General features: G+C 68.9%; 23 protein-coding genes. 16 read left to right on the top strand and 7 right to left on the bottom strand.

The annotated features are described in order from the left end of the window. The first annotated feature begins 3 nt into the window (after positions 1 to 3). Together AB0P21_RS09445 and AB0P21_RS09440 are read left to right on the top strand one after the other, a co-directional pair. On the top strand, positions 4 to 2340 hold the full coding sequence (locus tag AB0P21_RS09445) for a tetratricopeptide repeat protein (protein ID WP_363695165.1): 2337 nt from the start codon (positions 4 to 6) through the stop codon (positions 2338 to 2340). 121 nt (positions 2341 to 2461) lie between these two features. After that, complete coding sequence (locus tag AB0P21_RS09440; RefSeq protein ID WP_363695164.1) at positions 2462 to 3376, top strand: aminoglycoside phosphotransferase family protein; 915 nt, start codon at positions 2462 to 2464, stop codon at positions 3374 to 3376. Here the strand turns inward: AB0P21_RS09440 and AB0P21_RS09435 are convergent. Further along, complete coding sequence (locus tag AB0P21_RS09435; protein ID WP_363695162.1) at positions 3369 to 3914, bottom strand: DUF642 domain-containing protein; 546 nt, start codon at positions 3912 to 3914, stop codon at positions 3369 to 3371. The two genes, AB0P21_RS09440 and AB0P21_RS09435, sit on opposite strands and share 8 nt — an antisense overlap. 271 nt (positions 3915 to 4185) lie before the next feature. Here AB0P21_RS09435 and AB0P21_RS09430 point away from each other — a divergent pair, with 271 nt between their 5' ends. Continuing rightward, complete coding sequence (locus AB0P21_RS09430) at positions 4186 to 5874, top strand: DUF222 domain-containing protein (protein WP_363695160.1); 1689 nt, start codon at positions 4186 to 4188, stop codon at positions 5872 to 5874. Positions 5875 to 7414: 1540 nt separating this feature from the next. On the opposite strand, the gene AB0P21_RS09425 is transcribed toward AB0P21_RS09430, so the two are convergent. After that, the gene (locus tag AB0P21_RS09425) at positions 7415 to 8137 is read right to left on the bottom strand and encodes a mechanosensitive ion channel domain-containing protein (RefSeq protein ID WP_363695158.1); all 723 of its coding nucleotides are present in this window, start codon (positions 8135 to 8137) and stop codon (positions 7415 to 7417) included. A gap of 542 nt (positions 8138 to 8679) precedes the next feature. Here AB0P21_RS09425 and AB0P21_RS09420 point away from each other — a divergent pair. Then, the gene (locus tag AB0P21_RS09420) at positions 8680 to 9489 is read left to right on the top strand and encodes a hypothetical protein (protein ID WP_363695157.1); all 810 of its coding nucleotides are present in this window, start codon (positions 8680 to 8682) and stop codon (positions 9487 to 9489) included. A gap of 2 nt (positions 9490 to 9491) precedes the next feature. Here the strand turns inward: AB0P21_RS09420 and AB0P21_RS09415 are convergent, their stop codons facing one another. Beyond that, complete coding sequence (locus tag AB0P21_RS09415) at positions 9492 to 10979, bottom strand: glycerophosphodiester phosphodiesterase family protein (RefSeq protein ID WP_363695155.1); 1488 nt, start codon at positions 10977 to 10979, stop codon at positions 9492 to 9494. A 210-nt stretch (positions 10980 to 11189) separates the two neighbouring features. On the opposite strand from AB0P21_RS09415, the gene malQ reads away from it, so the two are divergent. The 5 genes from malQ to AB0P21_RS09390 all read left to right on the top strand — a co-directional run bounded on the left by malQ (position 11190) and on the right by AB0P21_RS09390 (position 15519). Then, the gene (gene malQ / locus AB0P21_RS09410) at positions 11190 to 13307 is read left to right on the top strand and encodes a 4-alpha-glucanotransferase (RefSeq protein ID WP_363695153.1); all 2118 of its coding nucleotides are present in this window, start codon (positions 11190 to 11192) and stop codon (positions 13305 to 13307) included. Positions 13308 to 13452: 145 nt separating this feature from the next. Continuing rightward, complete coding sequence (locus tag AB0P21_RS09405) at positions 13453 to 14088, top strand: lytic polysaccharide monooxygenase (RefSeq protein WP_363695151.1); 636 nt, start codon at positions 13453 to 13455, stop codon at positions 14086 to 14088. 179 nt (positions 14089 to 14267) lie between these two features. Continuing rightward, positions 14268 to 14771, top strand: coding sequence for a hypothetical protein (locus tag AB0P21_RS09400; RefSeq protein WP_363695150.1), 504 nt, complete (start codon positions 14268 to 14270; stop codon positions 14769 to 14771). A gap of 84 nt (positions 14772 to 14855) precedes the next feature. Further along, positions 14856 to 15134, top strand: coding sequence for a hypothetical protein (locus AB0P21_RS09395; RefSeq protein WP_363695148.1), 279 nt, complete (start codon positions 14856 to 14858; stop codon positions 15132 to 15134). Then, positions 15121 to 15519, top strand: coding sequence for a DUF5130 family protein (locus AB0P21_RS09390; RefSeq protein ID WP_363695146.1), 399 nt, complete (start codon positions 15121 to 15123; stop codon positions 15517 to 15519). The genes AB0P21_RS09395 and AB0P21_RS09390 overlap by 14 nt, the downstream gene beginning before the upstream one ends. A gap of 39 nt (positions 15520 to 15558) precedes the next feature. On the opposite strand, the gene AB0P21_RS09385 is transcribed toward AB0P21_RS09390, so the two are convergent. From AB0P21_RS09385 to pepN, 3 genes are all read right to left on the bottom strand, one after another. Further along, a complete protein-coding gene (locus AB0P21_RS09385) occupies positions 15559 to 16455 on the bottom strand; it encodes a hypothetical protein (RefSeq protein WP_363695144.1) in 897 nt (298 codons plus the stop codon). 301 nt (positions 16456 to 16756) lie between these two features. Then, on the bottom strand, positions 16757 to 17284 hold the full coding sequence (locus tag AB0P21_RS09380) for a hypothetical protein (protein ID WP_363695142.1): 528 nt from the start codon (positions 17282 to 17284) through the stop codon (positions 16757 to 16759). Then, the gene (gene pepN / locus AB0P21_RS09375) at positions 17284 to 19857 is read right to left on the bottom strand and encodes an aminopeptidase N (RefSeq protein WP_363695140.1); all 2574 of its coding nucleotides are present in this window, start codon (positions 19855 to 19857) and stop codon (positions 17284 to 17286) included. The genes AB0P21_RS09380 and pepN overlap by 1 nt, the downstream gene beginning before the upstream one ends. Positions 19858 to 20013: 156 nt before the next feature. Here pepN and AB0P21_RS09370 point away from each other — a divergent pair, with 156 nt between their 5' ends. The 7 genes from AB0P21_RS09370 to AB0P21_RS09340 all read left to right on the top strand — a co-directional run bounded on the left by AB0P21_RS09370 (position 20014) and on the right by AB0P21_RS09340 (position 26020). Further along, a complete protein-coding gene (locus AB0P21_RS09370) occupies positions 20014 to 20628 on the top strand; it encodes a DsbA family protein (protein ID WP_363695139.1) in 615 nt (204 codons plus the stop codon). A gap of 93 nt (positions 20629 to 20721) precedes the next feature. Beyond that, positions 20722 to 21846: a hypothetical protein gene (locus AB0P21_RS09365; RefSeq protein ID WP_363695138.1), complete on the top strand. Its 1125-nt coding sequence runs from the start codon at positions 20722 to 20724 to the stop codon at positions 21844 to 21846. A 183-nt stretch (positions 21847 to 22029) separates the two neighbouring features. Then, the gene (locus tag AB0P21_RS09360; RefSeq protein ID WP_363695136.1) at positions 22030 to 22503 is read left to right on the top strand and encodes a ribose-5-phosphate isomerase; all 474 of its coding nucleotides are present in this window, start codon (positions 22030 to 22032) and stop codon (positions 22501 to 22503) included. Between the two features lie 174 nt (positions 22504 to 22677). Beyond that, positions 22678 to 23517 (top strand): DNA-formamidopyrimidine glycosylase family protein, encoded by an 840-nt coding sequence (locus AB0P21_RS09355; RefSeq protein ID WP_363695135.1) that lies wholly within the window; start codon positions 22678 to 22680, stop codon positions 23515 to 23517. A 114-nt stretch (positions 23518 to 23631) separates the two neighbouring features. Further along, a complete protein-coding gene (locus AB0P21_RS09350) occupies positions 23632 to 24828 on the top strand; it encodes a PP2C family protein-serine/threonine phosphatase (protein ID WP_363695133.1) in 1197 nt (398 codons plus the stop codon). 63 nt (positions 24829 to 24891) lie between these two features. Then, entirely contained in the window at positions 24892 to 25524 is a 633-nt protein-coding gene (locus tag AB0P21_RS09345) for a hypothetical protein (protein ID WP_363695131.1), read from the top strand. A gap of 43 nt (positions 25525 to 25567) precedes the next feature. Continuing rightward, positions 25568 to 26020: a hypothetical protein gene (locus tag AB0P21_RS09340; RefSeq protein WP_363695130.1), complete on the top strand. Its 453-nt coding sequence runs from the start codon at positions 25568 to 25570 to the stop codon at positions 26018 to 26020. Here the strand turns inward: AB0P21_RS09340 and AB0P21_RS09335 are convergent. Further along, on the bottom strand, positions 26017 to 26463 hold the full coding sequence (locus AB0P21_RS09335) for a MarR family transcriptional regulator (protein WP_363695129.1): 447 nt from the start codon (positions 26461 to 26463) through the stop codon (positions 26017 to 26019). The two genes, AB0P21_RS09340 and AB0P21_RS09335, sit on opposite strands and share 4 nt — an antisense overlap. Positions 26464 to 26476: the final 13 nt, after the last annotated feature.

The following is a 26476-nucleotide window of genomic DNA, read 5'->3' as shown; positions in this document are numbered from 1 at the left end:
AACGTGAGCATTGAGCGTGCCCGGCCCGCGGCCGCCGTACCGGCTGGTGTGCGGACATTGAGCGATCTCAGTGCCGGGCTGGAGCGGCTGCGGTCGGCGGCCGGCGTCTCGTACCGCGAACTGCAGCGCCGGGTGGCCCAGTTGCGCCGGGACCGGGTGGCCTCGCCGGTCGCGTACGAGACGGTCTACCGCTGCCTCCAACCCGGGCGGCGGCGTCTGGACGTCGACCTGGTGGCCGACATCGCCACCGCGCTCACGGGGGACGAGGCCAGCGGCGCGGCCTGGCGGCGGGCGTACGAGTCCGTTGTCGACCAGATCAGGGACGAGCGGATCGTTGAGGTCGTCCCGGAGCTCGCCGCGGTCCGTCCGACGTTTGTCGGCCGTGGCGAGGAACTGAGTCGGTTGAGGCGCACTGTCGCCGACGGGCCTACTGTGCATCTGATCGACGGCATGCCTGGCTCGGGGAAGACCTGGCTGGTCAGCCAAGCCGCCCAGGACGCGATCGGTGCCGAGCAACCCGACTTCGTCGCCTTCGTCGACCTCCGTGGCTACGACTCCGTACGGCCGCCGGCGGATCCCGGTGCGGTGCTTGGCGAGCTTCTCAGGCTGCTGTCCGTTCCGCTGGCGCAGTTCGCTGGGCTGAGCACTGAGGAGCGGTCCCGGTTGTACCGGGAGCTGCTGGCCGATCGCCGGGTCGTGCTGGTGCTCGACGACGCGGCAGGTGACGAGCAGGTGCTACCACTGCTACCCGGTACTCCGGGGAGCATCGTGTTCGTCACGAGCCGGGTGCGGATGACCTGTACGCCGGGGAGCCGCCAGACGATCGGTGTGCTGCCGGCGAAGGACTCGGTGGAGGTACTGCGACGGGTGGTCGGCCGCGACTACGACAGCGACGACCTCGGAGTACTGGGCAGGCTTGCCGAGGCTGCGGCGCATCTGCCGCTGGCTCTGGCGCTGGTCGGCTCGCGGGCCAGGGACCGGCCGGACTGGACTCTCGCCGACCAGGTCGACCGGCTGGTCGAGAGCGCGCAGTTGCTGCGGATTGAGAAAGGCGTCGAGTTCGCCCTCGACCTGTCGTATCAGGCGCTCGATGAGCCGGCGCGGGCGATGTTGCGGGCGCTGAGCCTGCATCCGAGCCGGCGGATCGACACCGGGGCTGCGGCGGCTTTGGCCGAGTTGCCGATCTCCGACGCTGTGGGGTGCTTGGACTCGTTGCTCTCGGCCAATCTGGTGAGCAGCGGTAGTGAGGGGCGGGTCGAGGTCCATGACCTGGTCCGGATCTTCGCCACTGGTCGCGCACTGGACGAGGACCCGCCGCTGCAACGCGGCGAGGCGGCGTACCGGCTGGCGACGTACTACACGGCGACCGCCGCCCATGCGATGGAGCTGTGGAAGCCGGGAGTGATGGGCCTGTGGAAACCGGGTGGCCAGATCTCGGTGTCCTCGGAAGGAATCACGGTCGCACCGCTGCACACACCTGAGCAGGCACTGGCCTGGCTGGACGCCGAGCGGAGCACGATGGTGGCACTTGCCCTGGGTGATCACCCTTGCGCGAGCGGCCCGACCGCGTTGACGCTGGCCGAGGTGCTGAACCAGTACTTCAGGTTCCGTGGCCACTACCGCGAGGCCGAGATCATGTACGCCCGTGGCGCTCGCCAGGCCACCGGCGCCAGACGCGGCCGGATGGTGATGCGGCTGGCCGGCATCCGGGGCTCGCTCGGCCTCTACGAGCAGGCGATCGCCGACGGGCGCGAGGCCGAGCAGATCGGCCGCGCCGAGAACGACCTGCATCTCCAGGCCGGCGCGCTGACGAATCTCGCGATGATCGCGCGGATGGAACGCCGCTGGGCCGAGGCGAACCGGCTGTACCTGAAGGCGCTGAAGATCGTCGACAGCACGGACGACAGCTATCTCCGGGTGCTCGTCCGCAGCGGTCTCGGCGGCCTGCGGCGGCGTGAGGGCCGGCCGGACGAGGCGATCATCTGGCTCGAGCAGGCGCGCGACCTGGCCGACTCCGTCGAACACGACGAGCACCAGGCGATCGCCGCGAGGGCAAGCATCGCGGAGGTCCTGGAGGCGCTGGGTAGGACCTCCGAGGCGCTCAAGCAGGCGTCCGAGGTGCTGGCCGAGTCACGCGCGATCGGTCTCGTCTTCGTCGAGGTCGACGCGCTGGCACAGATCGCGCGGATCACCAGCCGCTCGGGTTCGCCACGCGACGCACTCGACCTGCACCTGACCGCGCTGCGGCTCGCCCGGGAGAACCAGCACCAGGTCGACATCATCGCCAATCTCGAACGGGACCTCGCCGAGACCCGCGAACGGCTGCTCGAGCAGGAGTAGCTACGCGAGCAGGATCTGTACGTCGTACGCGACCACCTCTGGGCACCACTGTCCGGTGCGATCTGCTCGAGTGTTGAGCCGGGCGACGGCTAGCGTGGCTGCGGTCGAAGGGGGTTCTGAAGTGAGTGACACGCCGGATCTTGGGCCTGTGCCGGTGCGGGTCGGGGTCGAGGTAGCGCTGGTACGCCGGTTGGTCGGCGAGCAGTTCCCCCAGTGGGCCGATCTTCCGGTCGAGCCGGTCGCCAAGGGTGGCTGGGACAACTGGACCTTCCATCTCGGCACCGAGTTGCTGGTGCGGTTGCCCAGCGCCTCGGAGTACGCGCAGGCGGTGGAGAAGGAGCATCGCTGGCTGCCGGTCCTCGCGGCGCGCCTCCCGCTGCCGATCCCCGTACCGCTGGGCAAAGGTCGGCCGACCGCGGAGTACCCGCATCCGTGGTCGATCTACCAGTGGCTCGACGGGGAGACCGCGACCATCGACCGCATTCTTGATCCTCGCCGCTTTGCCGGTGACCTGGCGGGATTCCTCGCTGCCTTGAGGAGTGTCGATGCGAGTGACGGGCCTCAGCCCGGGATCCACAACTGGTACCGCGGCGGCACGCTTCGCACGTACGACGAGGTCGTCCAGCGCGCGCTCGCCGCGTTGGACGGTGCTGTCGACGTCTCTTCGGCCCGCAAGGTGTGGGCTGCCGCGCTCGATGCGCGCTGGGACGGTGTCGACCGCTGGTTCCACGGCGATGTCGCCGAGGGGAACCTGTTGCTCAAGAACGGCCGGCTCGCAGCCGTCATCGACTTCGGCACCTGCGGCGTCGGCGACCCGTCCTGCGACCTCGCCGTCGCCTGGACCCTGCTGACCGCCGACGCCCGGCAACTCTTCCGCGACCGCCTTGCGGTGGACCAGGCTTCCTGGGCGCGCGGCCGCGGCTGGGCCCTCTGGAAGGCGCTCGCCACGTGCCTCTACACCTTCGAGGACCCCGCCGACGCCGCAGATTTCGCCGCCGCGAAACGCGTCGTCGACGAGATCCTCGCGTTCAGCTGATCCGGTTGACCGAGGCGGCCGAGGCCGGGCAGAGAATCAGCAGACAACTCTCCACCTTGACGTCATCGATCACCGCGCCCCAACTGGAGGCCGAAGTGCCAGCGAACTCCAGCACCGCGGAAGCCGACAGCAAATTGGTGAAGTAGAAACTGCGATAGGTCCAGCCCATGTTGTAGTTGTTCTTCCCGGCAACACTGAAGGTGTACGCATCCACCTGCTGCCCGTTGACCTTGACCGTCCCGCTCTTGACGGTCGGCGGCCCTTCCGGATTGCCAGCCACGGCAAAGCTGACCTTGTACGTCGTGAGCAGTTGCGTAGGCAGGGTGCGCGCGACAGCGCCGTCCCCGGATCCGTTGAGATCAAGGGATTGCTGTCCTTCGGCGTCCACCCAGTCGGTGGTCAGATCCACGCTGCCTGAGGTCACCGTCCAGCCTCCGAACTGCTGGCCTGCGATGTAGTCGTAGAACTCAACCGACAGCGGCGGATCTTCGAACCCGCTGGCAAAGTTCGAGGTGGCGGATGCAGGTGCGGCGGTCAAGGCGACGAGCAGGGTGGACAGCGTTAGTAAGAACGTCGTACGGCGGAGTTTGGACATGACGAGGCCTCCCCAGGCAGACGGACGGATCCTTGTCTGCAAGCGTACGGTCACTCTCCGCAGTCGGCCTGCTCTGACGGCGTGGGGGCTGCGTCGTCGCTGGATTCGGGGTGTGCATACTCGTGTTTCTGGATTCTGCGATGTGACGTTTCCTCTTGTGGATAAGGGGAAACTCGGCCGGTTTGTGTCGGTCGGATCGTCTAGCCTTTGAGGTATGGACGACCGTGCGGTGGTGTTGATGAGCGGCAGCGAACTGCTGTCTGCTTACGACGCCCTGCACGAAGAAGTCGAAACGCTGAAGGCCCGCCAGGCCCACGTCCTCAACCGCCTCGACCAGCTCGGCTACGCCGCTGAGGTCGGTGCCCACGACACCGCGCGGCTCATCACCTACCGATACCGTCTCGATCCCACCGAGGCCCACCGCCGCGTCCACTTCGCCACCCGCCTGCACAAATACCCGGTCGTCGCAGCCGCGCTCGCCGCCCCCAGTGGTGATCACAGCACCGACGTCGACGATGGCGACGCTGCGGTGGTGCTGCATATGGGGCAGGCCGAAGCGATCGTCTCCGCCCTGGACAAGATCCCCGCCCGAGCCAATGTCGCCGTCGAAGACCTCGCCGAAGCCGAACTCCGCATGGTCGAAGCTGGCGAACACCTCTCACCCTCGGGTCTGCGCACACTCGGCGTCCAGGTCCGCAACCTCCTCGACACCGACGGCCCCGAACCCCGCGAAGACGCCGCCCGGCGCCGCGAGGAAGTCTGGACCAAGAAAACCGACGACGGCGGCATCCGCTTCGGCGGCTTCTACGCCGCCGAGAACGCCGAAGCCCTGGAAACAGTCCTCCAGACCGGCGCGAAACCCCACAACACCGACGACGGGGACCCCGACCCGAGGCCGCGCGGGAAACGCCAGGCCGATGCGTTGATGGACGCCCTGACCATCGCCCTCAACTCCGGCGACCTCCCAGCCCGCGGCGGCATCAAGCCGCACATCACGGTCATGATCGACTTGAAAGACCTGCTCGAGGCCGGCAAGCACGCCACCGGTGACCTGGCCTTCGGCGACGGCCTGTCAGCGGCAGCGGTCCGCCGCCTAGCCTGCGACGCAGGCATCATCCCCATCGTCCTCGGCTCCACCGGCCAGCCCCTCGACGTCGGCCGCGAACACCGCCTCGTCACCCCTGCCATCCGCAACGCCCTGAACGTCCGCGACCGAGGCTGCGTGGTCTGCCACGCCCCACCGATCTACTGCGACGCCCACCACATCACCAGCTGGGCCGAAGGCGGCGACACCAGCCTCTCCAACATGGTCCTGCTCTGCCGCGTCGACCACACCTCGCTCCACCAGGGCCACTGGACAGTCATCATCGAAGATGATCAGGTGAAGGTCACTCCACCCGCCTGGGCGAACCGCCCTTCCGGCAGGCATCGAAAACCAGCCTCGCCCAGCCCTGCTGCCCCTGCACCTCTCGCGGCGACAGACGCTGACACCTGCCCAATACCTGCAGAGCCGACCACCGCCGCGATCACCAGCCGTCGTTCACCTGCAGACACGACAACAGACGCCACCGAGCCTTCACCCACCACAACCGGCACCAATCCAGCCCCATCCACCACCAGCAGCACCGATCCAGCCCGATCGGCCACCGCCAGTGCCGACGCAGCCCCATCCATCACCGCTGGTACTGACGCAGCCCATCCACCACCGCCGGCACCGAACCAGCCCCATCCACCACCACCGGTACTGACCCGGCACCACCCACACCAACACCCACCCGCCACTGGCCACACACCAGCGACGTCACCTGGATCACCCCCGAAGAAGCAGCCGCCTACGACCCATGGCCCGACACCGCCTGACCTACGTGGCTACAGCAGTGGGATCCACGGGTCAGAGCAGTAGCGACGTCTGCCGCGTGATTGACATGCCCCTCGACCGCAGCACGCGGTAAGCGTTGCGGTGCCGTCCAACCGGCCGTACCAAGAGCAGCACGACGCCCAGACCACACACACGAGCACGGTCCGAGCACCTCGACGTTGCACCGTGACCGACTGGACCACGAGGTCGCCAACACTGAGCTAGGCCTAGGCGCGTCCACCCCCGGTCGCCCTGGTCCAACCTTGGCGACAGGCTTGAGCCCGGACGGGTCGCAGCGCCGACCGACCTCACGACCGCAAGCGGGGCGGCCGCAGCGGCCCCACCCGACACGGCTCCAACACACACGCGCACGCACCCCAATCGGTCCGGGTGGGGCGCGTGCTCCAGCCCGATTCGCAAGTTCGGGTGGGCACATCCGTTGGGAGCAACGGAACGCGGTTCAGCTACGTCCGGAACCGGCCCCGCGGCCAGCCGGGGTGCGGCACTCCGTTCCGGCTCGACTCGCGGGCTGGGTGGGGCATCCCGTGAGCCCAATACAAACGCGAGTCAGATGCACCCGGACGCCGCCCCGCGATCAGCCCGGGTGCGGTACGCCGCTCCAGCCCGATTCGCGAGTTCGGGTGGGGGCATCCGGTGAGTGCAACGCAACGCTGCTCGGTTAAGCCCGGACTCGACCCCGAGACCTGCTTGGGTGGCCACGCCGCTTCAGCCCCGACTCGTAAGCTCGGTCATCCGGTGAGGGCAATACAACGCGGGTCAGTTACGCCCGGACCCCGCCCCGCGACTTGCCTGGGCGGGCACGCCGCTCCAGCTCGACTCGCGAGTTCGGGCGGGGCTATCCGGTGAGCGCAACGCAATCCGGCTCAGATGCGCCCGGACTCTGCCCCGCGATCAGTATGGGTGGGCACGCCGCTTCAGTTCGACTCGCGAGCTCGGGCAGGGCTATCCGGTGAGCACAACGCAATCCGGCTCAGATTCGCCCGGACCCCGCCCCGCGACCAGCCGAGGGGCGGCATCCGATGTGCGCAACACAACGCGGGTCAGATGCGCCCGCACGCCGCCCCGCAGTCAGCGCGGGTGGGCACGCTACTCCAACCCGATTCGCGAGTTCGGCCATCCGGTGAGGGGCAACGCAACGCGAGCTACTTACGCCCGGAACTTGCCCCCCGACCTGCCCGGGTGGGTACGCCGCTCCAGCTCGACTCGCGAGCTTGGGTGGGCCTCTCCGGGGAGCGCAACAAACCGCGGCTCAGATACGCCCTGACCCCGCTCCGCGACCAGCCCGGGCGGGCACGCCGCTTCAGCCCGACTCGTGAGTTCGGGTGGGGGCATCCGGTGAGCGCAACAAACCGCGGCTCAGTTGCGCCTGAACCCGCCCCGCGACCTGCCCGGGTGGGCACGCCGCTCCGGCCCGATTCGCGAGTTCGGGTGGGGGCATCCGGTGAGCGCAATGCAACGCGACTCAGATACGCCCAGACCCCGCCCTGCGACCTGCCCGGGTGGGCACGCCGCGCCAGCCCGATTCGCGAGTTCGGGTGGGGCGATCCGCCCAGCCCGACACCAGCTAGTCCCGAGGCTCGTGCCCGCCGGCAGCTCGCTCCGGCGCGGCCGTAGTACTCCGCGCAGGCGGCTCCTCCGCCGGCGCCTCGAGATGACCGATTCCGTCGGCAGCCTCGGCCGCGCTGCCTACGCCGGTGGTGGAGGTGCTGGGGGCGTCGGGGTCGCGGGTGGTGAGGTTGCCGACTCGGAGGACCTCGCCGTTGCGGACGTACCAGGTGGTGCCGTCTTCGCCGCGGAGGCGGGTGACTCGGAGACCCACTGCCTCGACGACGCCGGTGGCTTTCTCCATGTCGACGAGGTCGCCTACGCCGTACTGGTCTTCGAAGATCATGAAGACGCCGGCCAGGAAGTCCTTGACCAGGGTTTGGGCGCCGAAGCCCAGGGCTACGCCGATGATGCTGGCGGAGGCGACCACCGGGAGGATGTTGAAGCCGAGTTCGGCCAGGACCATCACGACCAGGACGGCGGTCAGGATGATGGTGACCGAGCTGCAGAGCAGGGAGGCGATGGTTTCGGCGCGTTGGGTGCGGCGGTCGCTGAGCAGGGTTTGCTCGACGAATTCCTGGCCGCGTTTGGAGCGGGCCAGGACGCCGGCGACGGCGCCGTTTCCGTTGCCGGTCTTGCGGGCGAAGCGGCGGATCGCTTTGTGCAGCAGCCAGCGGACCACGAAGAACGCGACGACCAGGCCGAGAATTCGGGCCGGGACCATGATGATCTGGTCCGTCACTTCCAGCTTCCCGTCGTTACCTCTGCGGAAGAAGGTCGGGAAGGTGTCCGGGACGGAAAACAGGGGGTGACTGAGCAGGGACACGGGGTAACTGAGCAGAATAGGCATCTCGCCGCCCTACTGTAGTGGCTGCGTCGTCAAGATCCGGCCGCCAGGATCTCTGCACTCCCCGACCGGAGACTTGCGAGGAGGAACGAACGGATATGCCGAGCCGGCTGGATGACGAGCTGACCAGGCTGGTGTCCGCGGGTGTCCTGCGCCCTTATCAAGCCGAAGCCCTCCGCATCGCCGCCAACGCGGATGCCACCTCCGCGCCCCGTACCGGCAGCGAGCACCCGAAGAACGCCGGCGGACACCCGAGAAACGCAGGCGGGCAGCCGAGAAGCACCGGCAGCGATCACCCGAGAAACTCCGCAGGCGGACAGCCCAGAAGCACCGCCGGAGATCAACTAAGAAGCACCCCCGACGAGCCACCGAAAACCACCACCGCTGAACAACCAAAACCCGCCCGTACTCCGCCAAGCGCCGTGCACTCCTCCGCCTTGACCGAGGTCCTCGGCTACATCGGCGGCGCCCTGCTCCTCGGAGCTGTGGCGCTTCTCACGGTCGCCAACTGGGGCGAGATGGGACACGCCGAGCGGATCAGCATCGGCACCACCGCGGCCGTCGTGCTGCTCGGCACCGCGATCGTGCTCGCGTTGCTCAAGCGACGGGAGCAACTCAGCTCGGCCCTGGCGTCGCTCGGGTGTTGCGTGGCCGGGTTCGCCACCTATGTCGCGATCGAGGGCGAGACCGGCCGGGTGGTCGGGGTCGCGGTGGCACTGACGCTCGCCGTGCTCGGGATCTGGTGGCTGGCCGGCTCTTCGTTGCTGGTGGCAACCTTCGCGATCCTCGCCGTCGGTGTGCTGGTGCTCACCGCCGACGTGCTCACCGCGGACTCGCCGGGCGCGTTCAACTCGGCCGGGATCGCCGGGACCGGGTTCATCCTGGTCGCCTTCGTGATGGGGATGATCGGCCTGGTCCGCGATCAGGTGACCGCGTGGTCGCTGGCCGGCGCCGCGATGTTCAGCTCCTCCATCTGCTGGCTGATCCAGGAGCGGGGCGAGGTGATGGCCCTGGCCGTCGGTACTGCGGGCCCGGCGGCTCTCCTGGTCGCCTACGGACGTCGCCACGCGTCGGCGTACGCGGTGGTCGGCTGTTCGATCCTGTTGGTCATCTGGCCGATCTCCCTCTACCAACTGACCGACAACGTCGCAGGTGTCGCCGTCGGCCTGGTGATAGCCAGTACTGCGCTTCTGATGGTCGTCATCGTCCTGACCCGCCGCCAACGCCGCCTGGCAGAAAGCAACTGAACTCAGGGCGTGCGAGTCACCTTCAACGCCTTCAAAGCCAGACTCCCGTCCGTGGAGCCACGCCCGATGTGCAGATACCCACCCCGGAACGCCTTGTTCGCGACAGTCACCTTCGCCGGCTGATCCAGCCGGCTCCAGGTCAGCGTGGTCGGCGTGACATCAAGCCGGAACCGCATCCACTCACCCCGGAACACCGCCGCAGTCTTCTTGACCGCCAGCTTCGTCCCCGGCCGGTTGCCGACACTGTGCGAGTACAGCCCCAGCTCCCCGTTCGCCTGCAGGATCGCGTGGTAGCCGTTGGAGGCGCCGAGCCGGTGCTCGTAGTACTCGTCGTCGGCGTGCCCGAAGGCCAGGGTCAGGTTCGCGAGCGGGTCGGCCGGCAGTACGGCGTACGACGCGGAGAACTCGACCGAGTAGACCGGTGAGGTGATCGGACCCAGGTTGCCGAGGGTGAGGAAGTGCTGCGTGCCCACGGCGTTGAGGCCGATGCTGCCGCCGCGTCCCCAGTTGACGGCGAACCTCTCGTCGTACGGGTCCCGGGTGAGCTCGCCCGCGACCAGTTGACCGCCGGCCCACTGGTCGGTGGTCACCTGCTCGGTCTTGCCACGCAGGTAGCCGATGTTCGAGGTCACGGCGCCCTGCATCCCCAGGGCGCGGTAGTGCTTGACGTCCGAGCGGCGGTGCAGCGGGTACGGCCAGACCGGGATCCCGGTCGCCACGACGGCGTCCACGAGCGATGCGGCCAGGTAGCCGCCCGGGCCGGAGTTCGGTACGACGATCGCGTCCGTGCGCGGCGACAGTTGCCCGGCGACCGACTGGATCGTTTCGGGCGTCATCTCCTTCGGTGAGGTGAAGTAGGCGAACACCCCGAGTCCGAGTGACTTCGCCTCGGCGATCCGCTCGCTCTTGAAGTAGGTCTTGATCAGGATCGACTGCTCCAGCCGGTACTTCGCCACCAGCGCCATCATCGGCCCGTAGGCGCGGTCGTCCTTCGCCTCGACCGCGAGGATCACCCGGCCGCCGAACTTGCGCAGTACGTCCTCGAACAGCGGCACCTTGAGCTTGGCCTGCGCCCAGTGCGGACCCAGCCGCGGTACCTCGAGCCAGCCCTCGGAGAGCTCGGCGTAGGTGGTGTTGCCCAGCTCGCCCTTGAGGTTGGTGGTCCGCTCCAGGGTCTGGTCGTGCAGACAGACCAGGACGTTGTCGGAGGTGATGCCGACGCTGATCTCCATCGCCTGGGCGCCCCAGGCGACCGCCGCGTCGTACGACTCCATGCTGTGCTCGGGGAAGATGTCGCCGACCCCGCGGTGCGCGACCAGGTAGTCGTCGGCTCGGTCCGCGACCCAGTCGGTCAGGCTGTAGTCGCCCATCAGGCCCTCGGTGGTGGCGGGCGTCTTGCGGCAACCGGTGACCAGCGAACCGGCGGTCAGCGCACCCAGCAACCCCAGGGCCGTACGACGGCTGATGCCGCGCGGCAGCGACTCATCCATAGGTGCCCCCATCTTGCGGGCGCAAGTTCCCCCCTGCGCCGTATCTCCTCGAAGAGTAAGCGCAGCACCGGGTTCTGCGGCAGTGCCCGATGCACGGTCGTGACGCAACGCCAACGGGCAGTGCCGAATCGCCTGCGGGCGGTGACGTTCAGGGTGCCTCCGGCGCGCGGCGTTCGGTACCAGGGCCGGTCATACGGCAGACTCGCACGCGTGACTGCTCCCACTCCAGCCCTTGTCGAGCTTGCCGTCGCGCACGGAGTGGCGACCGAGTACTGGAACTGGCAGGGCGAACACGTCCTGGTCTCGTCCGAGGTCGTCTCCGCCGTGCTCGCCGCGCTCGGTGTCGACGCGTCCACACCGGAGCGCGCCGCTGATGCGCTGGCCGAGCACCGGCTGGCTCGCTGGCGCCGTACTCTGCCCGCCACGTTGGTGATGCGGGAGGGCTGGACCCCGTGGTTCGCGGTGCACCTGCCGCACGGCTCGACCGCCGAGGTCTGGGTGGATCTGGAGGACGGCGGGCAGCGCCGCGACATCCCGCAGCAGGAGCACTGGGTCGAGCCCAAGTTCATCGACGGCGTGCAGATCGGCGAGGCGACGTACCAGCTGCCCGGCGACCTGCCGCTCGGCTACCACCGGCTCTGCGCGCGGATCGGCAGCAACCCGGAGATCTCGGTCGGCTCGGTGATCGTCACGCCGCAAAGCCTGCAGCCGCAGAAGCTGGACCGCACCTGGGGCTGGGTCCTGCAGCTGTACTCCGTCCGCTCGCGCCGGTCCTGGGGGATCGGCGACCTGCACGATCTCGCCGACCTGGCTGCCTGGTCGGCGACCGACCTCGGCGCCGGCTTCGTCCTGATCAACCCGCTGCACGCCGCCGAGACCGCCGGCCGGATGGAGCCCTCGCCGTACCTGCCGGCCTCCCGGCGGTTCGCGAACCCGCTCTACCTGCGGATCGAGGACATCGACGAGTACGGCGACCTGGCGCCGGCCGAGCGCGACCGGGTGCGGACCCTCGGGCTGCAGGCGCGAGCGTTGAGCGAGGACGCCGACGCGCTGGACCGGGACACCGTCTGGGCCGCCAAGCGTGAAGCCCTGCAACTGCTGTTCGGCGTCCGGCCCTCGATCGGCCGGATCTCGGAGTACGGCGCGTACTGCGACCGCGAGGGTCAGGGCCTGATCGACTTCGCCACCTGGGCCGCGATCGCCGATGTGCACGGTCCCGAGTGGAGCAAGTGGCCCGAGGAGCTGCAGGACCCGGCCGCTCCCAAGGTTGTTGCCTTCCGCAACGAGAATCCGGACGCGGTGGAGTTCCACTGCTGGCTGCAGTGGCAGCTCGACGACCAGCTCGCCCGGACCCAGGCGCGGGCCAAGTCGGCCGGTATGTCGCTGGGCATCCTGCACGACCTGGCGGTCGGCGTACACCCGGACGGCGCTGACGCCTGGGCGCTCAAGCGTGTGCTCGCGGCCGGCATCCACGTGGGTGCGCCGCCGGACGCGTTCAACCAGCAGGGACAGGACTGGTCGCAGCCGCCGTGGCGACCGGACGCGCTGGCGGACAGCGGCTACGCGCCGTGGCGTGACCTGGTGCGCGCGGTGATCCGGCACGGTGGCGGGCTGCGGATCGACCACATCCTCGGGCTCTTCCGCCTCTGGTGGGTCACCTCACCCGAGCGGCCGACCGAAGGCACCTACGTGCGCTACGACCACGAGGCGCTGATCGGCATCCTCGTGCTGGAGGCGTCGCGAGCCGGCGTCGTCGTGGTGGGGGAGGACCTCGGGACCGTCGAGCCGTGGGTCCGCGACTACCTCACCGAACGCGGAGTCCTCGGTACGTCGGTGCTGTGGTTCGAGCGCGACGCCAAGGGCAACCCGCTGCCGCCCGAGCGCTGGCGTGAGCTCTGCCTGGCCACCGTGACCACCCACGACCTGCCGCCGACCGCCGGATATCTCGCCGGGGATCACGTCGAGCTGCGGGACCGGCTCGGCCTGCTGACCCGCCCGGTCGCCGAGGAGCTCGCCATCGACGAGGCGGACCGGGACGCCTGGCTCAACGCGCTGCGCGAACGGCACCTGCTGGGCAACGCCGACGGCGATGTCGAGCGCATCGTCGAGGCACTGCACCGGTACGTCGCGCACACGCCGGCCAAGCTGGTCGGCGTCGCCCTCACCGACGCGGTCGGCGAACGGCGTACCCAGAACCAGCCGGGCACCACCGACGAGTACCCGAACTGGCGGATCCCGCTGGGTGGCCCGGGCGGGGTGCCGGTGCTGATCGAGGACCTGCCGAACAACCAGCGCCTGCGCCGCCTGATCGGCGTCCTGCACAGCTAGCGGCAGCCGGGAAACTAGCGGAAAGTAAACAACTACTCACGAGCCGTTGACAATAGATTTGAACGGTTGTTATCTATTGTCAACGAAGGCGCCTTCCTTCATTCCCCACCGCCCCCACAACCGGGAATCATGAAGGAGTGTCCGCATGCTGCGAACACGCAAACTCACCCTGGCCGGAGTCGCCGTCGGCGCGCTCGCGCTGACGGCCGCCACGTCCATCCCGCTGGCCTACGGTCACGGGTACACCACCGCACCGATCAGCCGCGCGAAACACTGCGCCAACAAGACGGTCTCCAACTGCGGTCAGATCCAATGGGAGCCGCAGAGCACCGAGGGCCCGAAGGGCTTCCCCGGTGCCGGACCGGCCGACGGAAAGCTCTGCTCGGCCGGGCTCGGGCAGTTCAACGAACTGAACGACCAACGCGGTGGCGCCTGGCCGGCCACCCAGGTCAGCTCGGGCGCGAACTTCAGCTTCAAGTGGCACCTGACCGCGATGCACGCCACCACGGACTTCAAGTACTACGTCACCAAGCAGGGCTGGAACCAGACCGCGCCGCTGACCCGTTCGGCGCTCGACCTGACCCCGTTCCTGACCTTCCCGATGAACGGCCAGCGGCCCGCCGCCGACGTCTCCCACGCCGGCCGGCTGCCGAACCGGACCGGGCGGCACATGATCCTCGCCGTCTGGACGATCGCCGACACGGCGAACGCGTTCTACCAGTGCTCGGACGTCAACTTCGGCAGCTCGTTGTCGAAGACCGGGACCGATTTCGACTTCTGACCGACGCCCCCCGACGTGGAGCCGAGCCGACTGCCCTCGGTTCGGCTCCACGTGGGCCGCTGGTTCGCAATCGCGGCTGGTTCAGGGTCGCGTGGTTCAGTATTCACGTTTCGTCAATAAGTTTCCGGGGAATGGCCCTTCTTGAAACCTTCCGCCCCGAGTTTCAAGGAGAGTCCCTCATGAAGTCCTTCGCCCGTCGCGTGACCGTGCCCTTGATCGCCTTGCTGGTCGGCTTCCTGCCCGGCCTGATGGTGATCGAGCAGGCGTCGGCCGTCACCAAGATGACGCACTCCCAGGCCACCGCGATCTTCAGCGCCGCCGGCATCACCTGGTCGTCCAGCGGCAACTGCTCCGACTGGAACAACTCCACCTGCACCTCGTTCACCAACATCAACGACAGCAGCGTGTACGGCGTACGCACCCTGAAGCAGGCCAGCGGCTGCGCGATCCGGATCACCGGCGGCACCGAGACCGGGCACGCGGGCGGCACCTACAGCCACCGCAACGGCTACAAGCTCGATGTCGCGGTGGCGACCTGCGTGAACAACTACGTGCGGAACACCTTCACCCGGATCGCCGACCGTGGTGACGGCGCGCAGCAGTGGCGGTCGGGCGCGGGCAACATCTACGCCAACGAGGGCAACCACTGGGACATCACGTTCTACAACTGCGGCGGCTGCTGAGCCCCGTAGTACCTGAAATGTCCGCACCCGTCCCGGTCGAGGCCCCGGGGCGGGTGCGGTCGTTCGTGGGACTAGTCTTGAGCCGTGATCACTCTGCTCTCCGGCCACACCTTGCTGGTGTTCGTCGGTATCCCGGCGCTGGTCGTGGCGGTGCTGGCCCTGCTGGTCTTCGCGTCCTCGATCGCGCAGGGTCCCCGCTACCGTCCGGGCCTGTCCTGGTGGGCTCCGCCGGTCTGGATCAACGGCCCGAGCGCGACCAAGCCGGACCCGGCCAGCCTGCCGCAGCTCCCAGCCGGCACCACTCCCGCGGCCGCCGGCACCGGCGTCGCCCGTACGACCGGAGGCGCAAGTGCCAGCTGGTGACGCATTCACCCCGGAGCAGCTCTACGACATCGAGCGGGCCGTCCGGCACGCCGAGAGCGCGTCGGGCCTGCACTTCTCCGTGTACGTCGGCGGCGCCGACTCCGAGACCCGGCCGTTCGCCCTGGAGCTGCTGAACGAGCTCGACGACCCGGACAACAGCGTCCTGGTGTACGTCGACCCGGCCGGCCGCCGGCTGGAGATCGTCTCGGGCTCGAACGCCCGGCGTCAGCTCACGGACACCTCGGCCGGCCTGGCCGCGCTGACCATGCAGACGTCGTTCGCCACCGGTGACCTGACCGGCGGTCTGGTCACCGGCGTCCAGCAGCTCGGCACCCACGCGCACCAGGCGCCGATGCTGCACGCCAACGAGCCGCACAAGCAGTAAGCACAGCACTGACCGGCCGGAGCCGGCCCGGCTGATCGATCAGCCGGGCTTGGCGGCCGGTTCGTACGTCGGGCAGGCCGGGCTCGAGTAGGCCGACTGCGTCTTCGGCGCCTGGCAGCTCTCCAGCGCGGCGTCGGAGGACGAGAACGGGCCGAGGTACACGACCCAGGCGTCGGACTCAGGGTTGCCGGAGCTGTCCGCGAGACCCGTGTACTGCCCGTTGAGCATCATCGCCCGGGCCGGTACGCCGGCGGCGATCATCTTGCCGGCGAGCTGCTTGGCGAGCGGAGCCGCGTCCATCCCGTTGTCGGTCGGGTACCGGTCCATCACGGCGATCCACTGCCCACGCTTGAAGACCGGCGAGGCCTTGCCCGTGTTCGGGGCCGCGCTGGTCGGGGGGTTGCTCGTCGCGGCTCGCTGGCTCGTCTTGGCGGGCACCGGCGGCTTGCGGTCGCCCTTGCCCGTGGTGACGGCCGCGGGGGCCGGGTTCGCCTTGGTGCTCTTCGCGGCGGGCGGGGCGGAACTCTGCGGAGCCAGCGCGAGCGGCGAGTTGCCGCTGCCCTGAGGCGCCGAGGAGTTGCCGTTCGTGAGGATGAAAGCAAAAGTCGCGACCATCGCGGCGCCCGCGACGATCGCGGCTCCGACCGCGGCGTGAGACCTCTTGGTTTTCTTCCGGCCGGAACGGCCCGCGTGGCCGGAGCGGTGGGCGCGGCCGCTGTGGGCCGCGGCGCGCTGGGCGGCCAGCCGTTCGGCCCGCTCGGCCTCGCTCTCGAGCTGGGCCCCGGAGAGGTCCTTCATCGGTACTGCGCGTCCGGTGCGGGCAGCCACCCGGCTGTCTCCGCCGTGGTTCAGCGCTCGCGCATTGGCACGAGTCGCCGACCGGCCGGCCGAGCGCTTCGCCCGGGTCGGTCCAGTCCGGTCATCCACGTGTGTCACGGCAAAGGTCCTCCCCAGTTCCTTTGAATGGTTATTCCCCGGTCAGCTTAATCCGGGTGGAGAGAAAAGTGAGCCCCCTTCACATGATGAGAATCTCCTTCTGGACAAGACGATCGCGGACCGCTACCGGGTCGCTGCGATCCGAGACAAGCAGTCGTTTCAATGTCACCGCCCGCGCATACACCGGAACGGTGCGGAGGCAGGTCGGAAGGTGCCAATTGCCGCCGGGAATTGCCTGAATGGAAATGATTTACCCATCACAGTGGGGTAAATGTGCTTTTCAGGTCCCGGAAGGCGCTTTTCAGGTCCCGGACGGAATGCCGCCGGGCTTCGGCGCCGGCCGGGTGTCCAGGCAGTCGTCCAGCCAGGTCTCGACGTCGACGTCGGCGTTCAGGATGTGGCTCACGTACGACGCCCGCTCGTGGCTGAGCACTTCCAGCTCCCAGACGCAGGGCGCGACGCCGGTCGGCGCCGGGCGCAGGTCGTCGACCTCGATCCCGCTGAAGATGCTCAGCCGGGACTGGAAGTCCTTCGCCCAGCTCTGCACGACCAGGTAGATGGCGTCGTCGGCCAGGTGCAGGATCACCACGCCGAGCCCGATGGCGCCCATCGCGTCGTCGAACTCCAACTGCCGGGCGGCGGCGGTCCGGGCAGCACCGACCATCTGGTCGTCCCAGGACCTGCCGCGGGCAGTGATCACGTACGGCTTCACCAGGCGCCCGGTGAAGCGCCAGGGCATCAGAGGCGTGACCGGGCGCGGCCGGTACGCCTCGGCCAGGCCTGTGAGGGCCACGGCCGAGGCGCCGGCTAACGAGGGATCAGAACCCATCAGCCGACAGCGTCGCGACGCTGGGCCTCCAGCGCACGTACTAGGTCGGCACGGGCTTCTCCGACGTACCGCAGAGTGGGTGCGTCGACCGACTCGGCCTCGGCGTCCAGCCAGCCGCTGAGCGCCTCCAGCGTGGATTCCTCCGGCAGGCCGCGCGGCGACAGGTAGACGAGCACGTTCTCGCCCATCGACGAGCCGAGCCGGGTGTAGACGTCCTTGGCGGCCGTCAGGTACTTACCGACGTACGGCCGGAGCAGGTCCTCCTGACCCGGCTGCTGGAAGCCCAGGATGGTCCGGAACTGCGTCTCGTTCGGGGTGTCCCCGGCCTCGACGGCGATCTGCCACGCGTTGGCCTTGGCCTCGGCGGTCGGCCGGGCGGCGCGCGCCTGAGCGGCCCGCTCCTGACCGGTCATGGTGGTGTCGCGGGTCAGCTCGTCCTCGATCGCGTCGGCGTCGACCTTGCCGAGCCGGGCCAGCGCCACGATCAGCGTCCAGCGCAGGTCGGTGTCGACCACCAGGCCGGCCGGCAGCTCGGACCCGTTCAGCCACTGGGCCAGTCGCTCGGCGCCGTCGGCGGAGAAGACGCCACCGATGTAGGCCCGGGCGAACGCGAGCTGATGATCGCTGCCTGCCTCGGCGTCGGCGAGCAGCTCACCCAGCGCGACCTCGTACTGCGCCCGCAGCTGATCACGGTTCTCCGGTGCGACGTAGCTGTTGATGACCGTCGAGGCCTGCCCGAGCAGCGACCGTACGCCGGTCAGGTCCGTCTCGGCGCGAATGCCCTTGAGCACGATCCCGACGTACTGGCTGGCCGGCATCTCGGCGTCCCGGGTCATGTCCCAGGCCGCGCCCCAGGCCAGCGCGCGGGCCAGTGAGTCCTGCAGCTGGTCGATCGACTCGACCAGCGTCAGCCGGGACCGCTCGTCCAGCCGGATCTTGGCGTAGGTGAGGTCGTCGTCGTTGAGCAGCACCAGATCGGGCTGCGCGGCGCCGACCAGTTCGGCCAGCTCGGTCCGCGGGCCGTCGATGTCGACCTCGAACCGCTCGGTCCGGACCAGGCCCTCGTCGGTCAGCCGGTAGAGGCCGACCGCGAGCCGGTGCGGCCGCAGCGTGGGGTGGTCGGCGGCCGCGGTCTGCTCGATCGCGAAGCTCTCGAACGCGCCGTCGGCGTCGACGGTGAAGTCGGCCCGCAGTGTGTTCACGCCGGCGGTCCGCAGCCAGCGCTCGGTCCAGTCGTCCAGGTCGCGCCCGGACGCCTTCTCCAGCGGCTTGAGCAGGTCGGCCAGCTCGGTGTTGCCGAACGCGTGGTCGGCGAAGTACTCCTTCAGCGCGGCGATGAAGGTGTCCTCACCGACGAACGCGACCAGCTGGCGCAGGGTGGAGGCGCCCTTGGCGTAGGTGATGCCGTCGAAGTTCACCTCGACCGCGTGGAAGTCGACCATGTCCGCGGCGATCGGGTGCGTCGAGGGCAGCTGGTCCTGCCGGTAGGCCCAGTTCTTCCGCGCGTTGCAGAAGGTGGTCCAGGCGCCGGCGTACTTCGTGGTCGCGGTCGCCTGGGCCCAGTGGCTGGCCCACTCGGCGAACGACTCGTTCAGCCACAGGTCGTCCCACCAGGTCATCGTGACTAGGTCGCCGAACCACATGTGCGCCAGCTCGTGCAGCACGGTGTTCGCGCGGCTCTCCAGCTCGGCGTGGGTGGTCCGGCTGCGGTAGATGTACTCGTCGCGGATGGTCACGCAGCCCGCGTTCTCCATCGCGCCCATGTTGTACTCCGGCACGAAGGCCTGGTCGTACTTGTGGAACGGGTACGGCGTACCGAAGGCGCGCTCGAACAGCTCGAAGCCCTGCTTGGTGACCTCGAACAGGTCGTCGACGTCGAGGGCGTCGGCCAGCGACGGGCGGCACAGCAGGGACATCGGGTAGGTGCCGTTCGGGCCGACGTACTCGTCGGTGACGACGTGGTACGGACCCGCCACGACGGCGGTGATGTAGGTGGAGATCGGCTCGGTCGGCGCGAAGCTCCAGGTCGCCAGCTCCTCGCCGTTCTCGCCCTTGTACGGCGCCGGCTCGGGGGTCGGCGCGTTGGAGATGACCACCCAGCGCGCGGGCGCCGAGACGGTGAAGGTGAACGGCGCCTTCAGGTCGGGCTGCTCGAAGGTGGCGAACACCCGGCGGGCGTCCGGTACCTCGAACTGGGTGTAGAGGTAGGTCTCCTTGTCGGCCGGGTCGACCGACCGGTGCAGCCCTTCGCCGGTGCGCGAGTAGATGCAGTCCGCGACCACGACCAGCTCGTTGCGCTCGGCCAGGCCGTCCAGCTGCAGCCGGGCGCCGTCGTACACGCTGTCGGGGTCGAGGGAGCGGCCGTTCAGCGTCACTTCCCGCACGGACGCCGCGATCAGGTCGGCGAAGGTGCTCGCCCCCGGCTCGGCGGTGAAGCTGAGAGTGGTGGTCGACGCGAAGGTCGCGGCGCCGCCGGCGGCAGTGGTCAGGTCGAGCTCGATCGCGTAGCTCACGTCACTGACCAGGCCGGCGCGGGTGCGCGCTTCGTTGCGCGTCAGGTTGGTTCCAGGCATGTCGGCATCCTATGCACCTGGATGCCGGGAACACCGAGGGTTTCCCCCCGACTTGCGCAACCTCCGCGAAAGCGTTGCCTGAGCTTGATCCGGCGCTGGCCGAGGGTGACGGGACGACTTCAACGGGTGACTGGTTCGATTTTGTACCATCGAATCATGACCCCCACCGCTGATTTCTGGTTCGACCCGGCCTGCCCGTGGGCCTGGATGACGTCTCGCTGGATGCTCGAGGTCGAGCAGGTCCGGGACGTGAAGACCGCCTGGCACGTGATGAGCCTGGCAGTCCTGAACGACGGCCGCGACGAGCTCGACGACGGCTACAAGAGCTTCCTGGTGCACGCGTGGGGCCCGGTCCGGGTCCTGATCGCGGCCGAGCAGGCGCACGGCAACGAGGTGCTGCTGCCGCTGTACACCGCACTCGGACAACGAATCCATGTCGACGGCCGCGGCATCCGCGAGGGTGGCAAGGAGCTGGTCGCCGAGGCGCTGGCCGAGGTCGGCCTGCCGGCCACGCTGATCGAGGCCTGGGACACCGACAAGTACGACGACGCGCTGCGCAAGTCGCACCACGAGGGGATGGACCAGGTCGGGATGGAGGTCGGCACCCCGGTGATCGCGGTCGAGGGCAACGCCTTCTTCGGCCCGGTGGTCACCCCCGCGCCCAAGGGTGAGGCGGCCGGCAAGCTCTGGGACGGCGTCCGGCTGGTGGCGGCCACCGACGGGTTCTTCGAGCTCAAGCGGACCCGCGACCGGGAGCCGATCTTCGACTGAAGCTTTCGAGCTGACTGACAAGGCTTGAAGGTTTGCCCGGCGCGCGCGAAGGTTACTCACCAAGTTGACCGTTCGACGGTGAGTAGGTTGCTTATGAAGCTTCTGCGCAGTGGCCTGTCCTTGATGCTGGCCGGATCGGGTGTGATCTGTATGACGGCCTCGGTAAGCCCGTCGTGGGCGGCGACCTCGTCGGCCACGACGGCCGCGGCGGTCGTCGTGCCACCCGGTGTGACAGCGGGGATCGCCGTCTTCGACCGGCAGACCGGCCAGTTCACCGACGTGATCAACCCGGACCTGCAGTTCCGGTCGGCGTCGGTGGTGAAGCTGCTGCTGGTGCTCGACTTCCTGTGGAACCGCGGCCCGGAGTACACGATCCCGGCGGCCGACAAGGCCCGGCTCGAGGTGATGCTGCGCAGCAGTGACGACGACGCGGCGAGCTACTACTGGGACTCCCTCGGCGGTACGGCGATCATCAACCGGATGGTGACGCGGCTCGGCCTGACCCACACGGCCGGGCCGCCGGCCACCCACCCGGGCTTCTGGGGCTATGCGGCCTTCACCGCGGCCGACACCGTCCGGATCTACCGCTACCTGCTCGACCAGGCCCCGGCGCCAGTGCGCGACTTCGTGATGGGCAACCTGCACCAGTCCACCCGCTTCGGCACCGACGGCTTCGACCAGTACTTCGGCATCGCATCGGTCTTCAATCCGGGATTCGCCCTCAAGCAGGGCTGGTCGGGCTTCCCCAGCTCCAGCGGCTTCGGGCAGGACAAGAGCAAGCCCAAGCAAGCCGCTGTCGACCTCACCAGCGAGGCCCTGCACACCACCGGGACGGTGGGGTCGGGGGACCGGACGATCGTCGCCGTCTACACGCTGCACCCGAACGGCACGGGGTACGGGAAGGCCTACACCGACGTGACCCGGCTGACCCGCACGCTGAACGTGCCGGGTGGGGCGAAGACGCCAGGAAGCTGGCTGACGACCAGCGGGTCCGGCGTACGGGTGCGGACTGCTCCGAACACCACCGGCGGCATCCTCGGCACGTTGCCGGCAGGGGTCGACGTACTGGTGGGCTGTCAGAAGAAGGGGCAGCTGATCAGCACCCCGTCGCGCAGCAGCGAGTGGTGGGCCTACCTGCCGAAGTACAACGGCTACGTGACGAATGTCTACGTCGGCACCAGCGGCGCAAAGCTCCCCGGAGTCCCGGACTGTCCGTAAGTGAGCGGTCGGGGGTGGCGATCCTCCGGCGCTTGCGGCGCCCAGGCACGCACCTCGCGGCACTGGCGAAGCATCCACGATGCTCCGCATCGAGGACGCTCCTCCAGCACCGCGATGCACGCACCTGGACACCGCAATCACTCGGAGGATCGCCACCCCCGACCGCTATGTAAGACTCTGGTCATGCGAGTGCACATCGGCTCTGACCATGCCGGCTTCGACCTGAAGAACCACCTGGTCCAGCACCTCAAGGGTGCCGGGCACGACGTCGTCGACCACGGCCCGGCCGTCTTCGACGCGGTCGACGACTACCCGCCGTTCTGCCTGCGGGCGGCGGAGGGGGTGGTCGGTGACGAGGGCAGCCTCGGCATCGTGATCGGCGGTTCGGGCAACGGCGAGCAGATCGCCGCGAACAAGGTGAAGGGGGTCCGGGCCGCGCTGGCCTGGAGCACCGAGACCGCCGAGCTCGGCCGGCTGCACAACAACGCGAACGTCGTCAGTGTCGGCGCGCGGATGCACACCGAGGCCGAGGCGACCGCGTTCGTGGAGACCTTCCTGGCCACCGCGTACTCCGGCGAGGAGCGGCACACCCGCCGGATCGAGATGCTGTCGTCCTACGAGGAGACCGGCGAGCTGCCGCCGCTGCCGTCGTCCTGACCTTCGTCCTGTCCCTGTTCCACCTGCCGCTTGCGCGCCGGCCGATCAGGGGTGCGCGGCCTGGAGACATCCCGGGCCCGCATCGATCGGCCGGTGCCGACCACGCCCGGAGTGGGCGCACCGCTCCGGCCCTTACCCGCTGAACCCGCTGACGCCGCACCCATAAGAGGAATCATGCCCGAAGGCCACACCCTGCACCGGCTGGCGAACGATGTCTGGGACGACTTCGGCGGCCGCGTCGTACGGACCTCGAGCCCGCAGGGCCGGTTCGTCGAGGGCGCCGCGCTGCTGGACGGCCATGTGCTGCGCGGGACCGAGGCGCACGGCAAGCACTTCCTGGCCGACTTCGAGGGCGCGGGCTGGCTGCACATCCACCTCGGCCTGATCGGCAAGGTCGACTTCGGCAAGATCGAGGCCGGCGACCCGGCGCCCGGACCGGTGGGTCAGGTCCGGCTGCGGTTGCAGAACGGCACGGCGTACGCCGATCTGCGCGGCGCGACGGTCTGCGAGGTGCTGACCGACGGCGAGCGCGAGGCGCTGATCAAACGGCTCGGGCCGGACCCGCTGCGCGACGACGCCGAGCCCGAGCTGGCCTGGAAGCGGATCCACCGCAGCAAGCTGCCGATCGGCCAGTTGCTGATGGACCAGGAGGTGCTCAGCGGGGTCGGCAACGTCTACCGCGCCGAGGTGCTGTTCCGCGCCAAGCTGCACCCGAAGACGCCGGGCCACCTGGTCAAGAAGAAGGAATGGCTCGGGATGTGGAACGACCTGCTGACGCTGATGAAGTACGGCGTCGAGACCGGCCGGATCGACACCGTCGCCGACGACCACACGCCGGAGGCGATGGGTCGCGACGCCCGGCAGGACGACCATGGCGGCGAGGTCTACGTATACCGCCGGCAGGGGATGAACTGTCACGTCTGCAACTCGGTGATCCGCACCGAGCTGCTGGCCGGACGCAACCTGTTTTGGTGCCCGAAGTGCCAGCGGACCGGGCTGACCCGACGCGGCTGAGCAGGGCGTGGCCCGGAACGTGCCGTCCGCAACGGTCTCGATTGTGAAAAGGCTGCAATCAAGTTGTGACAATGTAATGCGCGGACCGACAGGTGCCGTTATCTTCTTCTCACCATGAGTAGCGTCGCGGGCGGCAACGCCGTTGTCCGGCGAGTCGGCAGGCGAGCCGAGTCGCTGCTTCGGCGCGCACGCCGATCACACCAGCTGACCTTCGTCGGTCTGCTGGCGTTGACTGTCACGGTCAGTTCCGCCGCGTTGGCGATGCCGTCCTACATACCCACTACTGTGCTGGTCATACCTCTGTTGCTCGGCGGATTGGTGCTGAGGTTCAAGTCGCTGCTGGTGCTGACCGTGATTGCCCTGGTGCTCGGTTCGTACGTGATGTCCGAACGCGTCTCCGGACTGCCCAAGATCGGGTTCGTGGTCGTCCTGGCGGTGATCGCCTGGATCATCCTGACCGGCGCGAAGGTGCGCAGCCGGCTCGGTGTCCAGGGCACCCGCGGCGAGACGATGCTGATTGAGCTGCGGGACACGCTGACGGCCCAGGGTGAGCTGCCCGAGCTGCCGTCCGGGTGGCTGGCCGAGCACGCGATCCGGTCAGCCGGCGGGGGCTCGTTCTCGGGTGACTTCGTGGTGTCGACGGTCCGGGCCGACGAGGTGCTCGAGATCGCGCTGGTCGACGTCTCGGGCAAGGGGATCGACGCCGGCACCCGGGCGCTGCTGCTGTCGGGGGCGTTCGGCGGGCTGCTCGGGGTGGTGCCGGTCGAGGACTTCCTGCCGGCCGCCAACCACTACCTGCGGCGGCAGGACTGGAACGACGACTTCGCGACGGTCGTGCACGTCGCGGTCGACCTGCGCACGGGCGAGTTCGAAGTACGGACTGCTGGGCATCCGCCGGCGATCCTGTTCGACTCGTGGTCGGGGCGGTGGCAGTCGAGAGACGCCGACGGGCCGCTGCTCGGGCTGGTCGAGGCGCCCGAGTTCACGGTGAACCGCGGCGAGCTGAAGATGGGCGACGCGCTGTTCCTCTACAGCGACGGCATGGTGGAGACGCCGCGCCGCGACATCGAGCGGGGTACGGACCGGCTGGTGGGGCATGCCGAGCGGCTGGTCGCCTCCGGTTTCCGGGGCGCCGCGCACGAGCTGGTCGACGAGATCGGCGGGCCGGGGGACGACTCGGCGATCGTGGTCATCCACCGCAAGACGAACCCGTCGGAGTCGGCCGAGGCGCCCGCGTGCGCCACCACGCAACCGGGTTTCAGCACCAAGTTGCAACGCCGTAAGACCGCAATGCTTCGCTACGCCCGCTGATCGCGCGCATACTGCAAGAGAGACCCCCTACCGGGGACTCTGCCGCTCGAACGGGGCTGTGCCGTGATCGCTAACTCGGCCAGGATGGTGCCGCTGCTGCTGATCGCCGTTCCTGCGCTGCTCACGATCGGGGCGCAGAGTGCGAGCGGGGACGAGACGCCGCCGGCTGAGCCGGTGCTGGTGTCCTCCTCGCCGTCGCAGGCGGTATCGCCGACACCGACCGAGACGCCACCCGGTACGCCGTCGGCCACGCCGCCTACGAGCACCCCGCCGACAACCCCGCCCGGCACACCGTCGACGACTCCGACGGTGTCGACCACCCCGTCGGTGACTCCGACGCCGTCTGCCTCGTATCTTCCCAAGCGGCCGACGCATCCAGCCGTGAGCTGGCCCTCCAGTACTCCGTCCGCCACGCCCTCGGTCGCCGCCTTCACCACCGCGCCGGTGCAGCGCGAGAAGCCGGCTGAGGCGCCGCCGAGCGTCGTAGTACCGGGGGAGACTTATCTGCCCAGCCCACCGGAGTTGCCTGCCGCGACGAGTGGTGGCGAGCAGGTCGAGGGGGTCGCGCTGGCCCGGAGCTCTGCGTCCGGGCTGTCGCTCGGGATGCTCGGCGGAATCTTCCTCGCCTCCGGCGGCGTCCTGATGGCGGCCGCGGCGATGCTCAACCTGCGGCGGCGCGGCAAACACAGCGGTTGAGCCGGGCCGGGCTGACCGGGGTGATGGCGTAGCGTCCTGCGTCGTGACGATCGATGGGGTGGACAGCGGCGCCGACCGAAGCGCGCCGGACGTGTCGTTCGACGAGATGCTGGCGATGACACCGGCGTCGATGCGCGACGTCTTCCCGCAGACCCACTGGCAGCTGGGCAAGCTCTGGGCCCTCGACCTGCGGGTTGAGCCGGTCGAGGTCGCCGACCTGCTCTGGATGTTCGACCTCCCGCTGTGGCAGCTCAACGGCGAACGCTTCAAGGTCACCCCCAACCAGGTGGCCGCCACCCCGATGAACTACCGCCCGCACTACGAGCGCGTGATGGACGCGGACCTCGACTTCCCGATCCACCTGGTCGCCTACCGCGGCCGGCTGGTGGTCCTGGACGGCGTCCACCGCCTGCTCAAGGCGCACTTCCTCCGTCGCCGCTGGATCGAAGGCAAGATCGCCACCGCGGCCCAGCTCCAGGAATGCACGCCCAGCTAATCCGTCGCGGCAGCGATGACTCGGGTCAGGGATTTGTGCAGGGCTTCGAGTTCGGGCAGCGTCATGCCCAGCCGGCCGATGATCGCGGGCGGGATCTTCAGCGCCTCGGCGCGGAGGGCCTGACCGGCATTGGTCAGGCGGACAGCCAGCGAGCGCTCGTCGCGAGGGTCACGGGCGCGAGTCAGGTAGCCGGCGGACTCCAGCCGCTTGAGCAGCGGCGACAGCGTGCCCGGGTCCAGTTGCAGCAGATTGCTCAGCTGCTTGACCGACAACGGTGACTCCTCCCAGAGCGCAAGCATCACCAGGTACTGCGGGTGCGTCAGCCCCATCGGCTCCAGCAACGGGCGATAGAGTGCGATGACGCTGCGGGACGCGACCGCCAGCGCGAAGCAGACCTGACGGTCCAGGGCCAGCAGGTCCAGCTCTTCGGATTCCGGTGCCATGCGTCTACACTAT

Source organism: Kribbella sp. NPDC056861 (assembly GCF_040687575.1).
Classification (GTDB): Bacteria; Actinomycetota; Actinomycetes; order Propionibacteriales; family Kribbellaceae; genus Kribbella.
Note: the sequence above shows the minus strand (reverse complement) of the source record. Positions and strands in the feature narration are given on the sequence as shown.

Coding starts and splice junctions, on each gene's coding strand:
- AB0P21_RS09350 (WP_363695133.1), top strand. CDS start 23,632: ATGAGTAGCGTCGCGGGCGGCAACGCCGTTGTCCGGCGAGTCGGCAGG.
- AB0P21_RS09365 (WP_363695138.1), top strand. CDS start 20,722: ATGAAGCTTCTGCGCAGTGGCCTGTCCTTGATGCTGGCCGGATCGGGT.
- AB0P21_RS09405 (WP_363695151.1), top strand. CDS start 13,453: ATGCTGCGAACACGCAAACTCACCCTGGCCGGAGTCGCCGTCGGCGCG.
- AB0P21_RS09360 (WP_363695136.1), top strand. CDS start 22,030: ATGCGAGTGCACATCGGCTCTGACCATGCCGGCTTCGACCTGAAGAAC.
- AB0P21_RS09335 (WP_363695129.1), bottom strand. CDS start 26,463: ATGGCACCGGAATCCGAAGAGCTGGACCTGCTGGCCCTGGACCGTCAG.
- AB0P21_RS09430 (WP_363695160.1), top strand. CDS start 4,186: ATGGACGACCGTGCGGTGGTGTTGATGAGCGGCAGCGAACTGCTGTCT.
- pepN (WP_363695140.1), bottom strand. CDS start 19,857: ATGCCTGGAACCAACCTGACGCGCAACGAAGCGCGCACCCGCGCCGGC.
- AB0P21_RS09380 (WP_363695142.1), bottom strand. CDS start 17,284: ATGGGTTCTGATCCCTCGTTAGCCGGCGCCTCGGCCGTGGCCCTCACA.
- AB0P21_RS09415 (WP_363695155.1), bottom strand. CDS start 10,979: ATGGATGAGTCGCTGCCGCGCGGCATCAGCCGTCGTACGGCCCTGGGG.
- AB0P21_RS09370 (WP_363695139.1), top strand. CDS start 20,014: ATGACCCCCACCGCTGATTTCTGGTTCGACCCGGCCTGCCCGTGGGCC.
- AB0P21_RS09355 (WP_363695135.1), top strand. CDS start 22,678: ATGCCCGAAGGCCACACCCTGCACCGGCTGGCGAACGATGTCTGGGAC.
- AB0P21_RS09400 (WP_363695150.1), top strand. CDS start 14,268: ATGAAGTCCTTCGCCCGTCGCGTGACCGTGCCCTTGATCGCCTTGCTG.